Raw genomic sequence first — 19,743 nt, 5'->3', positions numbered from 1 at the left:
CTAGTATTATATGAGAAATCTGTTTGATCATTGGGTCAGGCAGATTTTTCAATTTATTGATTTCTGGATTTTTTTGACCACTGGTTGTATAATCGATAAGCATATACCTAAAATCTATGAGGGGGATACCGCAAGATGAAGAAACAAAAGAAACTACTGCTTCTCATGACGCTAATTCTTGCTTTCAGCTCGGTTTTGGCAGCGTGTGGAGCTGATAAGAATGAAGGTGCAAACGGCGGAACAGCGGACAAGCCTAAAGAGCAAGTCTTCCGCATGAACCTTGCTTCCGACCCTCCAACATTGGATCCGGGATTGTCTCAGGACAATACGTCGAATACGGTAATCAATGCTGTGTTTGAAGGTCTGGTTCGTAAAGGTGCAGATGGTTCCGAAGAGCCGGGCGTAGCCAAAGAATGGAAAATTTCTGAAGATGGCCTCAAATATGTCTTCACGCTTCGCGAGGATGCCAAATGGAGCAACGGCGATTCTGTAACGGCTAAAGATTTCGAGTATGCATGGAAACGCGTACTTGATCCGAACTTTACGCCAGCATCGCCTTATGCATATCAGCTGTATTACGTGAAAAACGCTGAAGCGTACAACCTCGGCGAAATTAAAGACGCTAATGAAGTTGGCGTAAAAGCAACCGATGATTACACGCTGGAAGTAACGCTGGAAAACCCGACGCCATACTTCCTAAGCTTGATGTCTTTCCAAACCTACTTCCCGGTTCACAGCTCCGTTGAAGGTAATGCTTCTTGGGCAACGAAACCGGATACCTTGATTGGCAATGGTCCGTTCAAAGTTTCACAAATGACGAAGGGTCAAAAAATCGAGCTTGTGAAAAACGACCAATATTGGGATAAGGACTCCATCAAACTTGAGAAAGTTCAAATGAGCATCGTGAACAGCTCTGCTACAGAACTTTCAAGCTATCGCAATGACGAACTGGATTATGCAGGACATCCAACAGGCAATATTCCGACGGATCAACTTACGGCGATCAAAAAGGAACTGGGCGATGAATTGATGATCAAAGGCATTTCGTCGACCTATTTCTATATCTTTAACACAACTCAAGAGCCATTTGACAATGTGAACATCCGTAAAGCCTTCTCGATGGCGATTGACCGTAAGGCTATCGTAGAGAAAATTACGCAGGGCGGACAACTTCCTGCATTCGGTTTTGTTCCTCCGGGCATCAAGGGTGAGTCCGATGAGTACCGTAAAGAGGTGCCGGATACTTACTTCGAAGAAAATCTTGAAGAAGCTAAGAAACTGCTCGAGCAAGGTATGAAGGAAAAAGGCTATACCACGTTGCCTGAAGTTACTCTGATCCATAACTCCGATGACAACCACAAGAAAATTGCGCTTGCCATCGCGGATATGTGGAAGAACAATCTCGGCGTTACTGTTAAGGTTCAAAACCAAGAGTGGGGCGTATTCCTGAAGAATCGTACGGATCTCAACTATCAAGTTGCACGTTCCGGCTGGGGAGCAGACTATAACGACCCGATGACTTATATCGACATGTGGACATCCAATGGCGGAAACAACGACACTGGATTCAAGAGCGAAGAATATGACAAACTTGTGAAGGATGCCTATGCGACTAGCGATAACGCCAAGCGCATGGAGCTGATGTCCCAAGCGGAGAAAATTCTCGTTCAGGACAATCAAGTTGTTATGCCGATCTACTACTATTCCAGTGTGTCCCTGGTTAAACCATGGGTGAAGAACCTTCATCTGGATTATAAAGGTGATATCGATTTCACACGTGCATATATCGAGTAGTCTTTTGTAAGTATTTATAAAAGGTTACGTTTCGGGATATATATGTGGGGCATTTTTAAACCCATATATATCCCGATTTTTTTGTATGAGCGCAAGGTTTCCAAATCTTGTGTCCGTTGGTGAAAGTTAAGGGATGCTCAATCCGTCCTGGAATTATACAATTATAGGGACGGCTTGGTTTAGAACAACTGATCAGGAGGCTAGCGAAATGCTGAGGTATGTGGCGAGTAAGTTTTTTTATATGCTTGTATCGTTGTTCATACTGATCTCAGCCACTTTTTTTCTTATGAAAGCCATACCGGGCGATCCGTTTATGGGAGAGAAAAAGCCATCGCCTGAAATTCTGGCGAGGCTGATGGAGCAGTATGATTTGGATAAACCGGTATTTCAGCAGTATACGAAATACTTGGGCAATATCATCCAGGGTGACTTTGGCTTGTCCATGAAGAAACAGGGACAATCCGTAACAGATATTATTGTAGACACGTTCGGCCCGTCACTACGTTTGGGTCTTATCGCGATTGTGGTATCCGTCATCGTCGGTGTCCTGTTGGGGATGCTTGCAGCCTTGTATCACCGCAAGCTGATTGACAACATCGCCATGATTATCTCGGTTCTGGGCATCGCGGTACCGAGTTTTGTACTCGCGTCCTTGTTGCAATTCGTTCTCGCGGAGAAAGCAGGCATATTCAATGTCATGGGCTTTGAGGGACCGCTGGACTACGTGCTTCCGGTCATGGCGCTGTCTGCACAACCGATTGCATTTATCGCTCGCTTGACAAGGTCCAGCATGCTGGAAGTTTTGCATTCGGATTATATCAAGACGGCGAAGGCCAAGGGCCTTAACTGGTTTGCGATTATGTTCCGTCATGTGATCCGTAACGGTATTTTGCCGGTCGTGACTTATGTCGGTCCGATGACAGCGAACATTATCACGGGATCGGTCGTCATTGAACAGATTTTCGGTATCGGCGGCATAGGCAAGCAGTTTGTTGAAAGTATCACGAACCGTGATTATACCGTCATCATGGGAATTACGATTTTCTACGGCATCCTGCTGATGCTGGCTCGTTTTGTCACGGACATCGTGTACGTATTTGTGGATCCACGCATTAAATTGACCGGCGGGAAGGAGAGGTAGACATGGAGAAAGAACAGCGTATGCCTCATCCTGCGGCACTAAACTTGAAGCCTGAAGATTTTCAGAAGATTGGTCCTGATGAGAAGCAATCCGAGGTAATACAGCGTGAAAGCTTGTCTTCCTGGAGAGATTCCTGGGAGAGACTGCGCAAGAACAAGCTGGCAATGACAGGCTTGATTATTATGATCCTGATTGTCATCATGGCCATCATCGGCCCGATGATCTCTAAATATGATTATGAAACGAATGATTTGATGAATACGAATATGCCGCCTTCATCAGAACATTGGTTTGGAACCGACGATCTGGGCCGCGACGTTTTTGTTCGTACCTGGATGGGAGCTCGGATATCCTTGACCGTTGGTCTTGCAGCAGCTGCGATTGACTTGATGATTGGCGTAATATATGGCGGCATCATGGGTTATTTCGGTGGCCGCGTCGATGAGTTCATGAATAAGTTTGCGGAAATTTTGTATTCCATTCCGTACCTGCTCGTTACGATCTTGCTATTGGTTGTATTCGAGCCAAGTTTAGGCACGATCATACTCGCCTTAACCATCACGGGGTGGATTAACATGTCCTGGATCGTGCGGGGCGAGATCATGCAGCTGAAGAGCAGAGAGTATGTGCTCGCTTCACGCTCGATGGGTGCGGGAACTGCGCGCCTGCTGTTCCGGCATTTGATTCCGAATGCGATGGGGCCGATTATCGTTACCTTGACCTTGTCGGTTCCAAGCGCAATCTTTGCCGAGGCTTTCCTGAGTTTCCTTGGTCTTGGCGTTCAAGCACCGGTTGCATCATGGGGCTCCATGATTAATGATGCCTTGTCCGGATGGATGTATTATCCATGGCGGATGTTGTTCCCTGCTCTATTTATCAGCTTGACGATGTTGGCATTTAACATTTTCGGTGATGGATTGCGTGACGCGCTGGATCCGAAATTGAAAAAATAGGAGGTGGGAAGGTATGGAACCGATCTTGCAGGTGAAGGACCTCAACGTATCGTTTCGTGTTCGCGGCGGTGAAGTAAAGGCAGTCCGCGGCATGAATTTTGAAGTCGGCAAGGGGGAGACGGTTGCCATCGTCGGTGAGTCCGGAAGCGGTAAAAGTGTTACCGCCCAGACCATTATGCGATTGATTCCGTCCCCGCCCTCGGAAATTAAAAAAGGAGAGGTCATTTTCCAAGGACAAGACCTTCTCAAAAAAACGAACAAACAGATGGAAGCGATTCGCGGCAAGGATATCGGGATGATCTTCCAGGATCCGATGACCTCGCTCAATCCAACCATTAAAATAGGAAAACAAATCACGGAAGTGCTGGTCAAGCACCAAGGGATGTCATTCTCGGAAGCCAAGAAACATGCCATTGAAATGCTGAAGCTGGTGGGCATCAAAAACGCGGAAGAGCGCTTCAACCAGTATCCGCATGAATTCTCCGGCGGTATGCGCCAGCGCGCGATGATCGCGATCGCCCTTGCATGTAAGCCGACCCTGCTGATTGCGGATGAACCGACGACTGCCCTTGACGTTACCATTCAGGCGCAGATTATGGACGTGATGAAGGAAATGCAGGAGCGTTTGGGCACATCCATCATTCTGATTACGCATGATCTCGGCGTTGTTGCCGGTATGTGCGACCGCGTGATCGTCATGTATGCGGGCGAAGTGGTGGAAACGGGAACGAAATGGGAGATTTTCAAAAATCCGCAGCATCCTTATACCAAAGGCTTGCTTCGTTCCATGCCGCGCCTGGATCAGAAGAAGGACGAGCCGCTGATTCCGATCATCGGTACGCCTCCCGATCTCATTAAGCCGCCGGTGGGCTGCCCGTTTGCTGCTCGCTGTGATGAGGCTATGCGAATTTGCGAACGGGTCGACCCGGGCGCAACGGAATTCAGCGACACGCACATCGCGCGCTGCTGGAATCTGCACCCGATGGCGAAGGAGGCGCAGGGCTCATGAAGGATAACCATTTAATTGAGGTAAAAGGCCTGAAGAAGTATTTCAACGTTGGCAAAGGTCAAGTGCTTAAGGCGGTTGACGACCTGAATTTCTTCATTCGCGAAGGCGAAACGCTTGGTATGGTGGGTGAGTCCGGCTGCGGCAAGTCAACCGCAGGACGGACGATTCTTCGCCTCTATGAACCTACGGCCGGAAGCGTTAATTTTAACGGAACGGACATTTACAAGCTGTCCCCTGGCAAGATGAAGGCGATGCGCCGCGATATGCAGATGATTTTCCAGGATCCGTATGCCTCGCTGAATCCAAGATTCACGGTGTCGGACATTATCGGCGAAGCCTTGGATATTCATGGAATGGCAGGCAGCCGTGCCGAACGCAAGAAGCGGATTGAGGAGCTGCTGGATATGGTCGGCTTGAACAGCGACCACGCGACGCGTTACCCTCACGAATTCTCGGGTGGTCAGCGTCAACGGATCGGGATTGCCCGCGCCCTTGCGGTAAACCCTAAATTCATCATTTGTGACGAGCCGATCTCGGCGCTTGACGTTTCGATTCAGGCGCAGGTTGTCAATTTGTTGAAAGATCTGCAGGATCGGCTTGGTTTAACTTATCTCTTCATTGCGCATGACCTGTCCATGGTTAAGCATATCAGCGACCGGGTAGCGGTGATGTATTTGGGCAAAATGGTGGAGCTGGCAGACAGTGAGGAACTGTATGCGAACCCGATCCATCCGTACACGAAAACCCTGCTGTCCGCGATTCCGATTCCGGATCCTGAAATTGAGGCTAACAAAAAGCGCCTCAAGCTGGAAGACGATTCGCAGGGGCCGATTTCGGCAGCCAAAGGCGAAGACGGAACGGTTCAGCTGGACGTGAAGGATTCGGAGCTGGTCGAAGTGTCCAAAGGACACTGGGTTGCCAAAGCCTACGCTTAAGTCATCGATACCTGTTAATAGGAAGCTGCTTCAAGAATAGCCGCTGGCATCGTGCCGGCGGCTATTCTTTTCCTTTGACGCACAATGCCAACATTCGGTACAATCAAGAAAGGCAAAAAATAAAGAAACAAATTTACCTGCATGCACAATCTAGATTTGGTTGCGACGTAGAATAGGAGGCATACCTCATGAATATCGTTCCGGAACCATTATCCCTCGCTTCGCGTCTCGCCCATGATTATATTCACCATTTCGACCGGGTAAGCGGGTTCTACGGTGAAGATCATCGCGGCGAGCACGGCTATGCCGAGCGGGTACAATGGCTGGATCTTTCGGAAGACAAACGAATTCAGCGCAAGTCGCTGGCAGCATGTCTTCGGATGTATAACCAGAAACACAATGATCATCCTGCCGTACATAAATCACTTCAACAGCTGGAGCAGCCCGGAACTGTTACCATGGTTGGTGGACAGCAAAGCGGTTTGTTTACCGGCCCCCTGCTTGTCATATATAAAGCCATCACCGTGATTCAGGCTGCCCGCGAAGCGGAGGAACGCTTGAATCGTCCCGTTGTGCCTGTATTTTGGATCGCTGGAGAGGACCATGACTGGGATGAAGTCAATCACACGTATTTCCTGACTCCGGATCAGCAGCTGTCCAAAATCAAGCTGGATGCCAAGGACGGGCTCAGGACATCGGTGAGTTATACCGATGTTCCTGAAGAGGACTGGTCGATGATGCTGGCAGAGCTTCAGACGCAGCTGGCGGACAGCGAATACAAGGCAGACCTGCTGAAGCTTGCGTCTCAATCGTTTGACGGATCGGCCGGATTAAGCGAGGCATTCGCTAAACTCATCGGCTGCATGTTCGGCAAATATGGACTGATCCTCCTGGATTCCGCAGACCCGGGACTTCGGGCGCTGGAAGTGCCCATATTCGAATCGCTGATTACCCGCAACGAGACACTGGGACTTTCGTACCAGCAGGCTGCAAGGGATATCGCCGGACTGGGCTACGAGGTCCAGGCCGACGTATCCGAGAACGGGGCCAATCTGTTCTACTTGCATGAAGGCAGACGCCTGCTGCTGTACCGGGAAGGAGGCGTGTTCTCCGACCGCAAGGGCATCGTTTCTCTCACGGAGGAAGAATTGCTTCGGGATTTGCATCAGTTTCCTGAGCGCTTCAGCAATAACGTGCTGACCCGCCCGATCATGCAGGACTCGCTGCTCCCCGTGCTGGGGACGATACTCGGTCCTGGCGAAATCTCTTACTGGGCGATTACGCGCTATGCATTTGCCGATATGGGCTTACAGATGCCGCTAATCATCCCGAGAATGTCTTTCTCCATGGTGGACGGCACCGTCCACAAGCTGATGGAGAAATACGGATTGTCCTTCGAGGATGTTCAGCTTCGCTTGTCCGAGAAGCGCGAGGCTTGGCTGGCAAGCAAGGACGAATTGAATCTGGAGGAACGCTTCAGCGAAACCCGGAAACAATTCGAAGCATTATATCAACCTTTAATAGAAGATCTTGGCAAAATGCAGAGCGGACTGTTAAAATTAGGTCTAACCAATAAGGATAAAATATTGGAGCAGATGGATTACCTGTTAAGTAAATCCCGGAATGCCCTGGAACAGCAGCATGAGGCCGCCTTGGCGCAGTGGAAGCGCATCAAACAGACGCTGCTCCCGGAAGGGAAGCCTCAGGAGCGGGTATACAACATACTGGAATACATGAATCGTTACGGATTGAATCTGGTGGATCGCCTGATGGAAATCCCATACGATGCTTCGGGCATGCACCGCGTCGTTTACGTATAATGATCAGGAATTCAAACATCAGATCCTAGGAGGCTGTTAAATGAGCTCATCATCAATACAAACCAGCAATATTGCCGACCTGAAACTGGCGCCGGAAGGTCATCTCAAAATTGATTGGGTGCAGGCGCACATGCCGGTATTGAACCGGGTACGCGAACAATTCGAGAAAGAACAACCGTTCAAAGGCTTGAAAGTGGCCATCTCGCTGCATCTGGAAGCGAAGACCGCGTATCTGGCGAAGGTCATCCAAGCCGGCGGAGCCGAAGTGACGATTACCGGCAGCAATCCGCTGTCTACGCAGGATGATGTATGCGCGGCGTTGGTGGAAGACGGAATCACGGTGTTTGCCAAGTACAACCCGGATCCGGAGGAATACAAGCAGCACCTCATCTCAACGCTGGAAACGAGACCGGATCTGATCATCGACGATGGCGGGGATCTGGTAACGATCCTTCACTCCGAGCGCACGGATCTGCTTGAGGGGGTGCGGGGCGGCGCCGAAGAGACAACGACGGGCATTCTGCGCCTGAAATCGCTGGAGAAAGAAGGCGCTCTGAAATTCCCGATGGTTGCCGTGAATGACGCTTACTGCAAATACTTATTCGATAACCGTTACGGTACGGGGCAATCGGTCTGGGACGGAATTAACCGAACGACCAACCTGGTGGTTGCAGGCAAAACGGTCGTTGTCGTCGGCTATGGCTGGTGCGGCAAAGGCGTGGCGATGCGCGCCAAGGGTCTCGGCGCCAACGTCATCGTGACCGAGATTGATCCGATCAAGGCGGTTGAGGCTTACATGGACGGCTTCCACGTTATGCCGATGCGCGAAGCGGCTAAACAGGGGGACTTTTTCGTAACCGTCACGGGCAACCGCGACGTCATTAGCGGAGAAGACTTTGATGTCATGAAGGATGGCGCCATTTTGTCCAATGCCGGGCACTTCGATGTGGAAGTCAACAAACCGGATCTGTCGGAGCGATCCCAGTCGGTTCGGACGGTTCGTCGCAATATCGAAGAATACCATTTGAAGGACGGCCGTAAGATCTATTTGCTTGCAGAAGGCCGTTTGGTGAATCTGGCGGCAGGGGACGGACATCCGGCAGAAATCATGGATATGACGTTTGCCCTTCAGGCCTTGTCGCTCAAACACGTGAATGATCAGTACCAGGGCATCGGCAACCGCGTCGTGAATGTTCCGTACGAGCTGGATCAACAGGTTGCTTTATATAAACTGGAAAGTCTAGGTATCCATATCGACAGCCTGAGCGCTGAGCAGAAATCCTACTTGGACAGCTGGGCCCAGCATTAAACCGCAGCAGCTTCAGATCATTTGCAAACCTCCTTTCCATCCCCCGGCGGGATGAAAGGAGGTTTTTTGCGCGGTTGTTCTGAGAGAAAGTTCCAAAAAAACAAATGCAGGTCAGAAGGGATTTGATTCTTGACGCCGAATCTATTATCCTAAAGTGGTGGAAAGTGGTGCAAAGTGGGGAATCGGGGTTAAGGAGTGGAATGCCTGATGTTTATGGGGGAGTTTCAGCATAGCATCGACGATAAGGGGAGAATCATCATCCCCGCTAAATTTCGCGACCTCCTGGGCACCTCGTTTATCGTAACCCGCGGATTGGACAATTGCCTCTTTGTATACCCCAAAGATGAATGGGCCATCATGGAGCAGAAGCTCAAATCCCTACCGCTCATGAAGTCGGATGCACGCGCATTCACCCGGTTTTTTTTCTCCGGGGCGACGGAATGTGAATGGGATAAACAGGGAAGGGTAAATTTGCCGGGCAATTTGCGCGAGTTCGCCAAGCTCGAGAAGGAATGCGTCGTCATCGGCGTATCGAGCCGCGTGGAGATCTGGAGCAAGGAGCAATGGCAGAATTACTATCAGCAGTCGGAGGAAGCGTTCAACGACATTGCTGAGAAGCTGGTAGACTTTGATTTTGACTTATGACCAGCTAGGAAAATCCCGTAATCGAAATGGACAAGTTACACTAAAAATCATGTAAGAGACACAATGGAGGGCTGCAGCTTTGTTCCATCACATCACAGTGCTTAAGCAAGAAGCGACAGAAGGGCTGCGCATCAAACCAGACGGTATATATGTTGACTGTACGCTCGGGGGGGCGGGGCACAGCTCGCTCATTGCTTCCCAACTAAGTTCGGAAGGCCGGTTGATCGCTTTGGATCAGGACGACTGGGCATTGAATAACGCTCGGGAGGCCATGAAGCCTTATGCGGACCGGATCACCCTCGTTAAGACCAATTTTCGCGATTTGGAGGAGGTGCTCCGAAGCGAAGTGGGGGCTGGCGAGAACGGGCAGCCGCAAGTTGACGGTATACTGTTCGATTTGGGCGTATCTTCTCCGCAATTTGATGAAGGGGAGAGAGGGTTTAGCTACAATCATGATGCCCCGCTGGATATGCGGATGGATCAATCCGCCGAGCTTACAGCAGCCAAGATTGTAAACGAATGGCCGGAACAGGAAATCGCGCGGATATTGTACCAATACGGCGAAGAGAAGTTCTCAAGGCGGATTGCCAAGGTCATCGTTGAAAGAAGGGCACAGAGTCCTATTCAGACAACCGGAGAGCTTGTCGAAATGATTAAGGAAGGGATACCGGCCGCGGCTCGAAGAACGGGCGGCCACCCGGCGAAGCGAAGCTTTCAAGCATTTCGCATCGCGGTAAACGATGAGCTGGGCGCTTTCGAGGATGCGCTTCATCAAGCCGTAAGATGTCTTGCGCCGGGAGGAAGGGTCTCGGTGATTACCTTCCACTCGCTCGAAGACCGGATATGCAAGCAGATTTTTAACAGTTACATTCCCAAGTGCACGTGCCCTCCAGACTTTCCGATGTGCGTATGCGGAGGCGGCCAAGGCGATCTGAAGCTGGTAAACCGTAAACCGCTTATCCCGTCGGCGGAAGAAATTGAGAGTAATCCAAGGGCGCGTTCGGCGAAGCTGCGGATTGCGGAGAAACTGTAGAAACATCAAATCCCTGAAGAAGGAGAATCAGCCATGGCTTACACGCGCGGCAATTTAGCCGTACAGGAGAGACAGAAGGAAACGCAGCAGTCCGCTTATCTCGAGAAGACCAAAGTCGTTAAACGTCGTTCCCAGCTTCCGCAAAAAGAAAAGCTGCTGTATTTGTTGTCCGTGGTGTTCGTGGTTGCCGTCATGGGCGTCATCGGCATGAGTCATGTTCATTCCTATGACCTGAACCGGCAGATCCAGGCGACGGAGAACAAGATATTGGATGCGAAGCGGAATATCAATCAACTTCAGGTAGAAAAGCAAACGCTGGAGATGCAGGTATTGGACAAGGCGAAAGAGCTCGGTTATGTGCCGATTGAGGACGATAACATGATCCATCTATCACCTGTCTCGGGAGCAACCGGGACACAGGATTCAGACTCGGGACAAAATGATTGAAGTGTGAGGTTTTGACCGATGATTAAAAAAATCAAACTGCGTACCGTGCTAATAGGGGGATGTATAACCCTCTTTTTTGCTTTATTGATTGGTCGGGTATTTTGGCTGCAGGTGATCGATAACGACTTCTGGAAGGAACAAGCCTTAGCGAAATGGTCCAGAACCCAGGACTTGCCGGCATCCCGCGGTACGATCATGGACCGGGACGGCGACATCCTGGCCATGGACGCCCCGGCTTTCACGGTCATAGTAAACCCTGCGGTCATCCAGGCTAACGGCTTGGAGAATGAGGTCGTTAAAGGGCTGCACGAAACTCTCGGCAAGGATGAGGATAAGCTTCGTGAAATGGTTCAAGCCAAGGGCAAGGATGGGGAATACCTGAAGGGCGTGGAAGTCCGCAACGAAGGATGGAAGATCAGCCAGGAGAAGATGGAAGAGGTTAAAGAGTTCAGCCAAAGCTTGAATGATAAATTGAAGGCCGCAGGCAAAGTTCCCGATTCGGGCATCGGCTTTCAACGCGAGCAGAAACGCTTCTATCCCAAAGAGACATTGGCTGCACATATGCTGGGTTATACCGATCGTCAAGGACAGGGGATCGGAGGCATTGAGCAGTTTTATGACGAGATGCTGAAGGGGACCGACGGATTCGCTTCTTACAAGAGCGACAAGAAGGGAGTCAAGCTGCCCAGTGAGGATGATTTATATCAGCCTGCAATAAATGGGAAAAATTTAGTACTGACGACCGACGATACAATCCAGTATTATATCGAGGAAGCGATGCGCGACACGTATAACCAATATAAACCAATCAGCATGACGGTGATCGCAGCGGATCCGAACACGATGGAAATACTGGGGATGGCCAACATGCCGACTTTTGATCCCAATACATATTCGAAGTGGAATCAAAAGAATTTTATCAACCATGCCGTGCGGTCCATCTATGAGCCGGGATCGACCTTCAAAATTGTAACCCTGGCCAGCGCAGTGCAGGAAAAGCTGTTTAACCCGGGTGATATTTATCAATCCGGATCCATCAGAGCAGGGGGGAGAACCCACCGGGATATTAACAGCGTAGGGTGGGGGCCGATTACTTACCTGGAAGGCGTGAAAAAGTCCAGTAACGTGGCATTCGTAAAATTGGGATACGAGATGCTCGGCAAAGAGCGGTTTACCAATTATATTCGGGAATTCGGTTTTACCGAGAAAACGAATATTGACCTGCCCGGGGAAATTCTCGGCACCCTGAACATGACCTATGATTCCGATATTTCAACCATGACCTATGGTTACGCCGTATCGGTTACGCCTATACAACAGATTGCGGCCATTTCCGCCGTTGCCAACGGCGGCAAGCTCATGGAGCCGCATATGGTGAAGGAGATCGAGGACCCCAATACGGGCGAGGTTCAGAAAATCGAGCCGAAAGTCGTGCGTCAGGTCATATCTCCCGAAGCCGCAAGAGAAACAGGGACTTACCTTGAGCAAGTCGTAGCTGACCAAGTAAACGGCACAGGGAAGCTTGCGTATATCGACGGCTACCGCGTTGCGGGTAAAACCGGTACCGCCATTAAATCCGGCGGCGGATATAAAGACCGTTCGAAACAGGTGGTTTCGTTCATCGGGTACGCTCCCGTCGAGAACCCGAAGATCGCCGTGCTGGTCATTATCGACGAGCCGAACGTGGAGAAGGGCGGCGGCGCGCTGGCGGCACCGATATTCAAGGAAATCGTCTCCAAGACATTGAATTATTGGGGCGTTCCCAAAACGACTGAAACTCAGGATAAAGAAAAATCGAATCCGGGAACGGCGCCGAAGGATGCCCTTAAAGCACCGGACTTTACGGGAATGAAGCTCAGCGAAGTAAAGGCCAAGCTGTTGAAGGACGGGGTTGCGTTTGAGACATTGGGCAATGGAAGCACCGTGAAGGAGCAGTATCCGCCCGCAAATTCGATCATTAACGTTGGACAGCGCATTTATCTTCTTACAGAGGACAGCCCATCGATGAAAATTCCTAATTTAGAGGGAGAATCGCTTAGGGATGCCATGGAGGTGCTTACCTTGATGAAAGTCAAGGTGAATGTTCAAGGCGAGGGTTTCGTTGCATCGCAATTGGAAGCCAAGGAGAATGGCCAGCGGATCGTGCAATTAACGCTGAAATCGGCTCAAGAGCTGATAACGGGCAGCAGCGGTTCCGATGAAACCTCCTCCGCTGGCAGCGCAAATGCGAACGGGGAAGAAACCGGCGACAAAGAGACGGAAGGAACCGCCGATAACGAAGCCGAAGCAACCGACCAAGGGCAAGGCGATACCGAAGGGGAATAGCTTGTTCTAACCCGGGTTTGTCCCGAATACTCATGTGAAGAACGCATATCATGAGCTTTCGGGTTCAAACAGGGAGGGAAGCTTAGGTGAAAGTATCCAAGGTATCGCAGCGGAGAAGGCTGCTCTGGAGCCTGCTGCTGCTGCTCCTGCTGTTCTCTGCGCTGATCATTAGACTGGCCTATGTGCAGATCGGGAAAGGCGCGGAGTTGTCGGCGAAAGCGGAGGATCTCTGGCGCCGCGACATTCCGTTCGCGGCACAGCGGGGTGAAATTCTGGACCGTAACGGAACCGCATTGGTTACGAATATAACGACACCGACCATTTGGGCGATTCCTGTACAAATCAAAGATCCGGACCATACAGCCGAGACGTTGGCCGGGCTGATCAGCATGGACAAGGACGATATCAAGAAGATCATTACGAAACGTTCCAGGTTGGAACGGATAAATCCCGGTGGACGAAAAATTACGATGGAGCTGGCTCAGGAAATTCGTGATTTGAAGCTGCCGGGTATCGTTGTTGCTGAGGACAACAAACGGTATTATCCCTACGGCGATCTCGCGGCCCATATTTTGGGGTTTACGGGAGCCTACAGCCAGGGACTCACCGGCCTGGAAGCCATGCATGACGACAAGCTGAAGGGCTTCGAAGGCGGAATATCCTATTTGTCCGATGCGGGCGGAAGAATCATGCCGGGCTCCTCGGAGAAATACGTAGAGCCCCGCGACGGTCTGAATCTGGAGCTGACGATCGATAAATCGATCCAGTCCATCATGGAGCGGGAGCTTGACCAGGCCATGGTGAAGTACCAGGCGAATGGAGCATGGTCGATTGCCATGAATCCGAAGACGGGCGAGATTTTGGCGATGGCCAGCAGGCCGGGGTACTCCCCTGCCAACTATCAGGAATTTTCAGCGGAGACATACAATCGCAACCTGCCGATCTGGATGACCTATGAGCCGGGCTCGACGTTCAAGATTATTACGCTTGCCGCTGCCCTCGAAGAGGACAAGGTCGATCTGAAGAACGACCATTTCTTCGACAGCGGGGCGGTAGAGGTCGGCGGAGCCAGGCTGCGCTGCTGGAAGAAAGGCGGCCATGGCAGTCAAACCTTCATGGAGGTTGTGCAGAACTCCTGCAACCCGGGCTTTGTGGCATTGGGCCAGAAGCTGGGCAAGGAAAGCCTGTTCCAGTATATCCGGGATTTCGGCTTTGGTGCGAAGACGGGCATCGATTTGAACGGGGAAGAGAACGGCATTCTGTTCAAACTCGATAAAGTTGGCCCTGTCGAGCTGGCCACAACGGCGTTTGGCCAAGGCGTATCGGTTACGCCGATCCAGCAGGTTGCGGCCGTGTCCGCCGCCATTAACGGCGGTAAGCTGTTCAAGCCGCACGTCGCCAAGGCTTGGGTCAATCCGGAGACGGGCGAGACGGTGGAGGAAATCAAACCGGAGCTCGTCAGACAAGTAATCTCGGAGGAAACCTCCAAGCAAGTGCGCGAGGCACTCGAAAGCGTCGTTGCCAAAGGAACCGGACGTCCGGCCTTCATTGACGGTTATCGTGTGGGAGGGAAGACCGGTACCGCCCAGAAGGTGATTAACGGCCGTTACTCGTCAACCGAGCATATCGTCTCCTTCATCGGATTCGCGCCGGCCGATGACCCGGAAATCGTGGTGTACACGGCGGTGGATAACCCGAAAGGCATACAGTTCGGCGGCGTCGTGGCAGCCCCGATCGTGCAGAATATCCTGGAGGATGCGCTGCACTATATGAACGTCCCGCCGCGCAAAGATCAGCTTGCCCGCGAATACAAGTACGGCGAGACGCCGACCGTGACCGTACCGAACCTGGTCGGTGCAACCGTTCAGGATCTGTATGAAGACTTGAATATGAACTTCATGCTGGCCAAGTCCGGAACCGGCAATACGGTAATTTCCCAGGCGCCGAAGCCGGGAAGCCGGGTGGAGCGAGGGTCCACCATTCGGATTTACATGGGCGAAGACCCGGGGGAATCCAAGCACGAACACTAAGGCATCATCCGGTCGGCAAGCGAAGGGCGGATGATGCAGATATATAGAGAGAGGGATAACAATGAACTTGAAGCAATTATCATCCGTATTGGCCGCTGCTGTTATCGAGGGATCCGGAGATGTTGAAATTACGGGGATAGAAACAGACTCCAGACAAGTAAAACCGGGGGATTTGTTCATTTGCCTGCCGGGTCATACGGTGGATGGACACGAGTTTGCAGCCCAGGCCGCCGACAAAGGTGCCGCGGCGCTGGTCGTTGAACGCAAGCTGGAGGTTGACCTCCCGCAGGTCATCGTGAAAGACAGCCGCTTCGCGATGGCGGGTTTGGCGAACGCCTTTTATCATCAGCCGAGCTCCCGAATGAAGATGATCGGCGTAACCGGTACGAACGGCAAGACAACGACAACGTATTTGATCGAGACGATCATGAACGATTTCGGGTTGAAAACCGGATTGATCGGAACGATTCAGATGAAATACGGCGGCCAGTCCTTCCCGATGCCGAGAACGACGCCCGAGGCGCTGGAGCTTCAGCGTTACTTGAACGATATGGCCAATGCAGGCACCGAGTGCTGCGTGATGGAGGTATCCTCGCATGCGCTCGAACAGGGGCGCGTGAAGGGAACGGATTTCCGGACGGCCATCTTCACGAATCTGACCCAGGACCATCTGGACTATCATCACACGATGGAAGAATACCGCGGCGCAAAAGGGTTATTTTTCTCCCGGCTGGGCAACGCTTTTGCCAAGGATGAATCCGCGCGCAAATATGCTGTCCTGAATGCGGATGACGATGCTTCGGCATATTTCGCCAAGCAGACCGCGGCGGAAGTGATAACCTATGGTTTGGGTGAAGATGCGGATGTGCGGGCGAGCAATATATCGATCACCGCGCAAGGCACTTCGTTCCATGTGGATACGTTCCGCGGCAGTGCGGACATTTCGATTCGAATGGTAGGAAAATTCAACGTGTATAACGCTATGGCCGCGATCGCGGCAGCGCTCCTGGAAGGTGTACCGCTCGAAGATATCAAGAACAGCCTGGAATCCGTGCCCGGAGTCGATGGCCGCGTAGAGGTCGTGGATGAAGGCCAGCCGTATGCCGTGATCGTGGATTACGCCCATACGCCGGACGGACTTGAAAATGTGCTCCGCACCGTCAATGAATTCGCGGAAGGCCGGGTGATCACCGTATTCGGCTGCGGTGGCGACCGGGACCGGACCAAACGGCCGATCATGGGTAAAATCGCTGCGAAATACAGCGATGTTGTATTGGTAACTTCCGATAATCCCCGTACCGAGGATCCGGAGTTGATATTGAAGGATATCGAGGCCGGATTGGTTGAGGACGGTGTGGCAGCCGAAAGCTACAAGCTCATCGTCGATCGCCGGAAAGCGATCGAAAAGGCTATTGAAATGGCAAGCCCGGGCGATGTAGTATTGATTGCGGGGAAAGGTCATGAGACCTATCAGCTGATTGCGGGCGAAGTGCTTGATTTTGACGACCGCATCGTAGCCAAAGACGCGATAAGGGGCAGACAATAGTGATCCATAAATCATTAAAGAGCATCGCCGACATGTGCGGCGGTACGCTCTCACGTAACCAAGATGACAACATCATCATTCAAGGAGTCGGTACCGACTCCCGAACCATACAGCCGGGCAACCTGTTTGTTCCGATTGTCGGCGAGAAGTTTGACGGGCATGAATTCGTGGAGAGCGTGCTCGCCAGTGGAGCCGGCGCGGCATTCTGGCAGAGGGATCATCAGCCGGTTCCCGCCGACCTCCCGCTCATTCTCGTGGAGGATACGTTAAAGGCGCTCCAGTCGCTTGCGGCGGTCTATTTGTCCGAGAGCAGAGCCAAGGTGGTGGGCATAACCGGCAGCAACGGCAAAACCACCGTGAAGGACATGGTGTCGGCATTGCTTGAAACCACGTATAACGTTCACAAAACGCAAGGCAATTATAATAATCATATCGGGCTTCCGTTAACCGTGCTGGCAATGAAGGAAGACACCGACATTATCGTGCTTGAGATGGGCATGAGCGGACGTCATGAGATCGAGCTGCTCTCGAACATAGCCCGCCCGGATTTAACCGTGATCACCAATGTCGGGGAAGCGCATTTGCTGCAGCTCGGTTCCCGGGAAGAAATCGCACGGGCCAAGCTTGAGATTATCAGCGGCATGAAGCCGGGCGGTTTGCTGATCTATCATGGGGACGAACCGCTGATCCGTCAGGTGCTTGCTGAAGAAGAAACGGTGAAGCCGGAGGGGCTGCGAACGTATACGTTCGGAAATCAAGATACCAATGACGATTATCCGACGGGACTCATGTTCCATGCCAGAGGAATCATATTTACTTCGAGACTGCATGCAGGCGAAGGCTTCAGCCTGCCGCTCCTCGGCCGCCACAATGTGGTGAACGCCCTGGCAGCCATGGCGGTGGCGGCCCATCTGGGCATCGGCGATGAAGCCATTCGCAGCGGGTTCGCCCATCTGAAGCTGTCGAGCATGCGGATCGAAGCCGTAGAGACCGCGTTCGGGGTAACCGTGCTGAACGATGCCTACAATTCCAGCCCGACGGCGGTGAAGGCGGCTGTAGACGTGCTTGGCGATATGAAGGGCTATCGCCGCCGGATCGCCGTGCTCGGGGACATGCTGGAACTTGGTCAGCGGGAAGAGTCATTTCATGCCGAGATCGGGGATTATTTATCTCCGGACAATGCGGATCTGGTATTCACCTACGGTCCGTTGTCTCTTCATACGGCGAATAAAGCGAAAGCCCGCTTCCCGGAAGGGGCCGTGCTTTCATTTACGGATAAAGAGAAGCTGATCGAAGCCCTGCTGGAGCAGGTAACGGAGAAGGATATCGTATTGGTGAAAGCCTCGCGCGGCATGAGGCTGGAGCACGTGGTTGATGCCTTGAAGGCACTGCCGGGCAGCAACAACGGAGCGAGGGGGTGAGCTGATGGACTTTCAATTGCTGTTATTGACAATCGGTGTGGCGTTTGTGCTTGCGGTGATATCGGCTCCGCTGCTCATTCCGCTGCTGCGGCGTATGAAGTTCGGCCAGCAGGTCAGGAACGACGGTCCGCAGAGCCACTTGAAAAAAGCCGGGACGCCAACGATGGGCGGCGTCGTCATTCTTCTAGCTTTTACGCTGACTTATATTAAATTTTCGCCTGTCGATACCGATTTCTACGTGCTGATCGTAGCCACGCTCGGTTTCGGTTTGATCGGCTTTCTTGACGATTACATCAAGATCGTGTTTCGCAGATCATTAGGACTTACGGCCCGGCAGAAGCTGTTTGGACAGCTTCTGTTTTCCGGTATTATGTGCTGGCTGTTGATTTCCAACGGCCACAGCACGGCAATCAGCGTGCCGGGCATGGATTGGTCCTTTGATTGGGGCCCATGGTTCTATTATCCGTTCATCGTGGTCATGATGCTTGCAATCAGCAACGCGGTCAATTTCACCGACGGATTGGACGGCCTGCTGTCCGGCGTCAGCGCGATTGCCTTTGGCGCGTATGCCATCGTCGCGATCCAGTCCACCTCGTTCGCGGCGGCGTTCTGCGCGGCTGCCATGATCGGCGCGGTGCTCGGGTTTCTGGTATTTAACGCTCATCCCGCGAAGGTGTTCATGGGAGATACGGGTTCTTTAGGCATCGGCGGCGCCATCGGCGCGATTGCCATCGTAACCAAGAGCGAGCTGCTGTTCCTGATCATTGGAGGGGTCTTCGTCATCGAGATGCTATCTGTTGTGCTTCAGGTGATCTCCTTCAAAACCCGGGGCAAACGAATATTCAAAATGAGCCCGATCCACCACCATTACGAATTGTCCGGGTGGTCGGAGTGGCGCGTTGTTTTTACATTTTGGGCCGTGGGACTGGTACTTGCGGGACTCGGACTCTATATCAACAAGGGGTTGTAACATATGAAGCAGCTAGATGTTTATCGGGATAAGCATATCGTCGTGTTGGGTCTTGCCAAAAGCGGAGTGCAGGTAGCGAAGGTGCTGCATCAAGCCGGAGCCTCCGTCATCGTGAATGATCGAAAGGAAAGAGAACAGTGTCCTGAAGCCTCGGAGCTCGAGGCTTTGGGTATTTCTGTTATTTGCGGCGGGCATCCCGATGACCTCATTCATCCCGGCGTGGCGCTCCTTGTCAAAAACCCGGGAATTCCGTATTCGGTCCCGCCTGTCCAAAAGGCGATCGAGCTTGAAATTCCTATCGTAACCGAAGTCGAAATCGCCTATCACCTGTGCGAAGCTCCCATGATCGGCATCACGGGCTCGAA

Annotated in this window: 15 protein-coding genes and 1 pseudogene; all 16 read left to right on the top strand. The window is 52.0% G+C overall.

Annotated elements, in window-relative coordinates; genetic code table 11:
* Window positions 1–135: 135 nt before the first annotated feature.
* On the top strand, window positions 136–1,794 hold the full coding sequence (locus HMPREF9412_RS07605) for a peptide ABC transporter substrate-binding protein (RefSeq protein ID WP_009590840.1): 1,659 nt from the start codon (window positions 136–138) through the stop codon (window positions 1,792–1,794).
* 208 nt (window positions 1,795–2,002) lie between these two features.
* On the top strand, window positions 2,003–2,935 hold the full coding sequence (locus HMPREF9412_RS07600; protein WP_009590847.1) for an ABC transporter permease: 933 nt from the start codon (window positions 2,003–2,005) through the stop codon (window positions 2,933–2,935).
* Between the two features lie 2 nt (window positions 2,936–2,937).
* On the top strand, window positions 2,938–3,888 hold the full coding sequence (locus tag HMPREF9412_RS07595) for an ABC transporter permease (RefSeq protein WP_009590830.1): 951 nt from the start codon (window positions 2,938–2,940) through the stop codon (window positions 3,886–3,888).
* Between the two features lie 13 nt (window positions 3,889–3,901).
* Window positions 3,902–4,897: an ABC transporter ATP-binding protein gene (locus HMPREF9412_RS07590; protein WP_009590828.1), complete on the top strand. Its 996-nt coding sequence runs from the start codon at window positions 3,902–3,904 to the stop codon at window positions 4,895–4,897.
* Entirely contained in the window at window positions 4,894–5,832 is a 939-nt protein-coding gene (locus HMPREF9412_RS07585; protein ID WP_009590843.1) for an ABC transporter ATP-binding protein, read from the top strand. Before HMPREF9412_RS07590 ends, HMPREF9412_RS07585 begins: the two co-directional genes overlap by 4 nt.
* Before the next feature lie 188 nt (window positions 5,833–6,020).
* Complete coding sequence (gene bshC / locus HMPREF9412_RS07580; RefSeq protein WP_009590836.1) at window positions 6,021–7,652, top strand: bacillithiol biosynthesis cysteine-adding enzyme BshC; 1,632 nt, start codon at window positions 6,021–6,023, stop codon at window positions 7,650–7,652.
* 40 nt (window positions 7,653–7,692) lie between these two features.
* On the top strand, window positions 7,693–8,961 hold the full coding sequence (locus HMPREF9412_RS07575; RefSeq protein WP_009590835.1) for an adenosylhomocysteinase: 1,269 nt from the start codon (window positions 7,693–7,695) through the stop codon (window positions 8,959–8,961).
* A 207-nt stretch (window positions 8,962–9,168) separates the two neighbouring features.
* Entirely contained in the window at window positions 9,169–9,606 is a 438-nt protein-coding gene (gene mraZ, locus HMPREF9412_RS07570) for a division/cell wall cluster transcriptional repressor MraZ (RefSeq protein ID WP_009590832.1), read from the top strand.
* A 79-nt stretch (window positions 9,607–9,685) separates the two neighbouring features.
* Window positions 9,686–10,639, top strand: a complete 954-nt coding sequence (gene rsmH, locus HMPREF9412_RS07565) for a 16S rRNA (cytosine(1402)-N(4))-methyltransferase RsmH (protein ID WP_009590838.1) — start codon at window positions 9,686–9,688, stop codon at window positions 10,637–10,639.
* Window positions 10,640–10,672: 33 nt separating this feature from the next.
* Entirely contained in the window at window positions 10,673–11,086 is a 414-nt protein-coding gene (locus tag HMPREF9412_RS07560; protein ID WP_009590826.1) for a hypothetical protein, read from the top strand.
* A gap of 18 nt (window positions 11,087–11,104) precedes the next feature.
* Window positions 11,105–13,411, top strand: coding sequence for a penicillin-binding transpeptidase domain-containing protein (locus HMPREF9412_RS07555; protein WP_009590833.1), 2,307 nt, complete (start codon window positions 11,105–11,107; stop codon window positions 13,409–13,411).
* An 86-nt stretch (window positions 13,412–13,497) separates the two neighbouring features.
* The gene (locus HMPREF9412_RS07550) at window positions 13,498–15,441 is read left to right on the top strand and encodes a stage V sporulation protein D (RefSeq protein WP_009590827.1); all 1,944 of its coding nucleotides are present in this window, start codon (window positions 13,498–13,500) and stop codon (window positions 15,439–15,441) included.
* A gap of 61 nt (window positions 15,442–15,502) precedes the next feature.
* Window positions 15,503–16,987, top strand: a complete 1,485-nt coding sequence (locus HMPREF9412_RS07545) for a UDP-N-acetylmuramoyl-L-alanyl-D-glutamate--2,6-diaminopimelate ligase (RefSeq protein WP_009590842.1) — start codon at window positions 15,503–15,505, stop codon at window positions 16,985–16,987.
* Window positions 16,987–18,408, top strand: coding sequence for a UDP-N-acetylmuramoyl-tripeptide--D-alanyl-D-alanine ligase (locus HMPREF9412_RS07540; RefSeq protein WP_009590844.1), 1,422 nt, complete (start codon window positions 16,987–16,989; stop codon window positions 18,406–18,408). Before HMPREF9412_RS07545 ends, HMPREF9412_RS07540 begins: the two co-directional genes overlap by 1 nt.
* Window positions 18,409–18,412: 4 nt before the next feature.
* Window positions 18,413–19,378: a phospho-N-acetylmuramoyl-pentapeptide-transferase gene (gene mraY / locus HMPREF9412_RS07535; protein WP_009590845.1), complete on the top strand. Its 966-nt coding sequence runs from the start codon at window positions 18,413–18,415 to the stop codon at window positions 19,376–19,378.
* 3 nt (window positions 19,379–19,381) lie between these two features.
* A pseudogene (gene murD / locus HMPREF9412_RS07530) lies at window positions 19,382–19,743 on the top strand (UDP-N-acetylmuramoyl-L-alanine--D-glutamate ligase); the annotation flags it as partial.

The sequence above is a fragment of the Paenibacillus sp. HGF5 genome (assembly GCF_000204455.1).
Classification (GTDB): Bacteria; Bacillota; Bacilli; order Paenibacillales; family Paenibacillaceae; genus Paenibacillus_AQ; species Paenibacillus_AQ lautus_A.
Note: the sequence above shows the minus strand (reverse complement) of the source record. Positions and strands in the feature narration are given on the sequence as shown.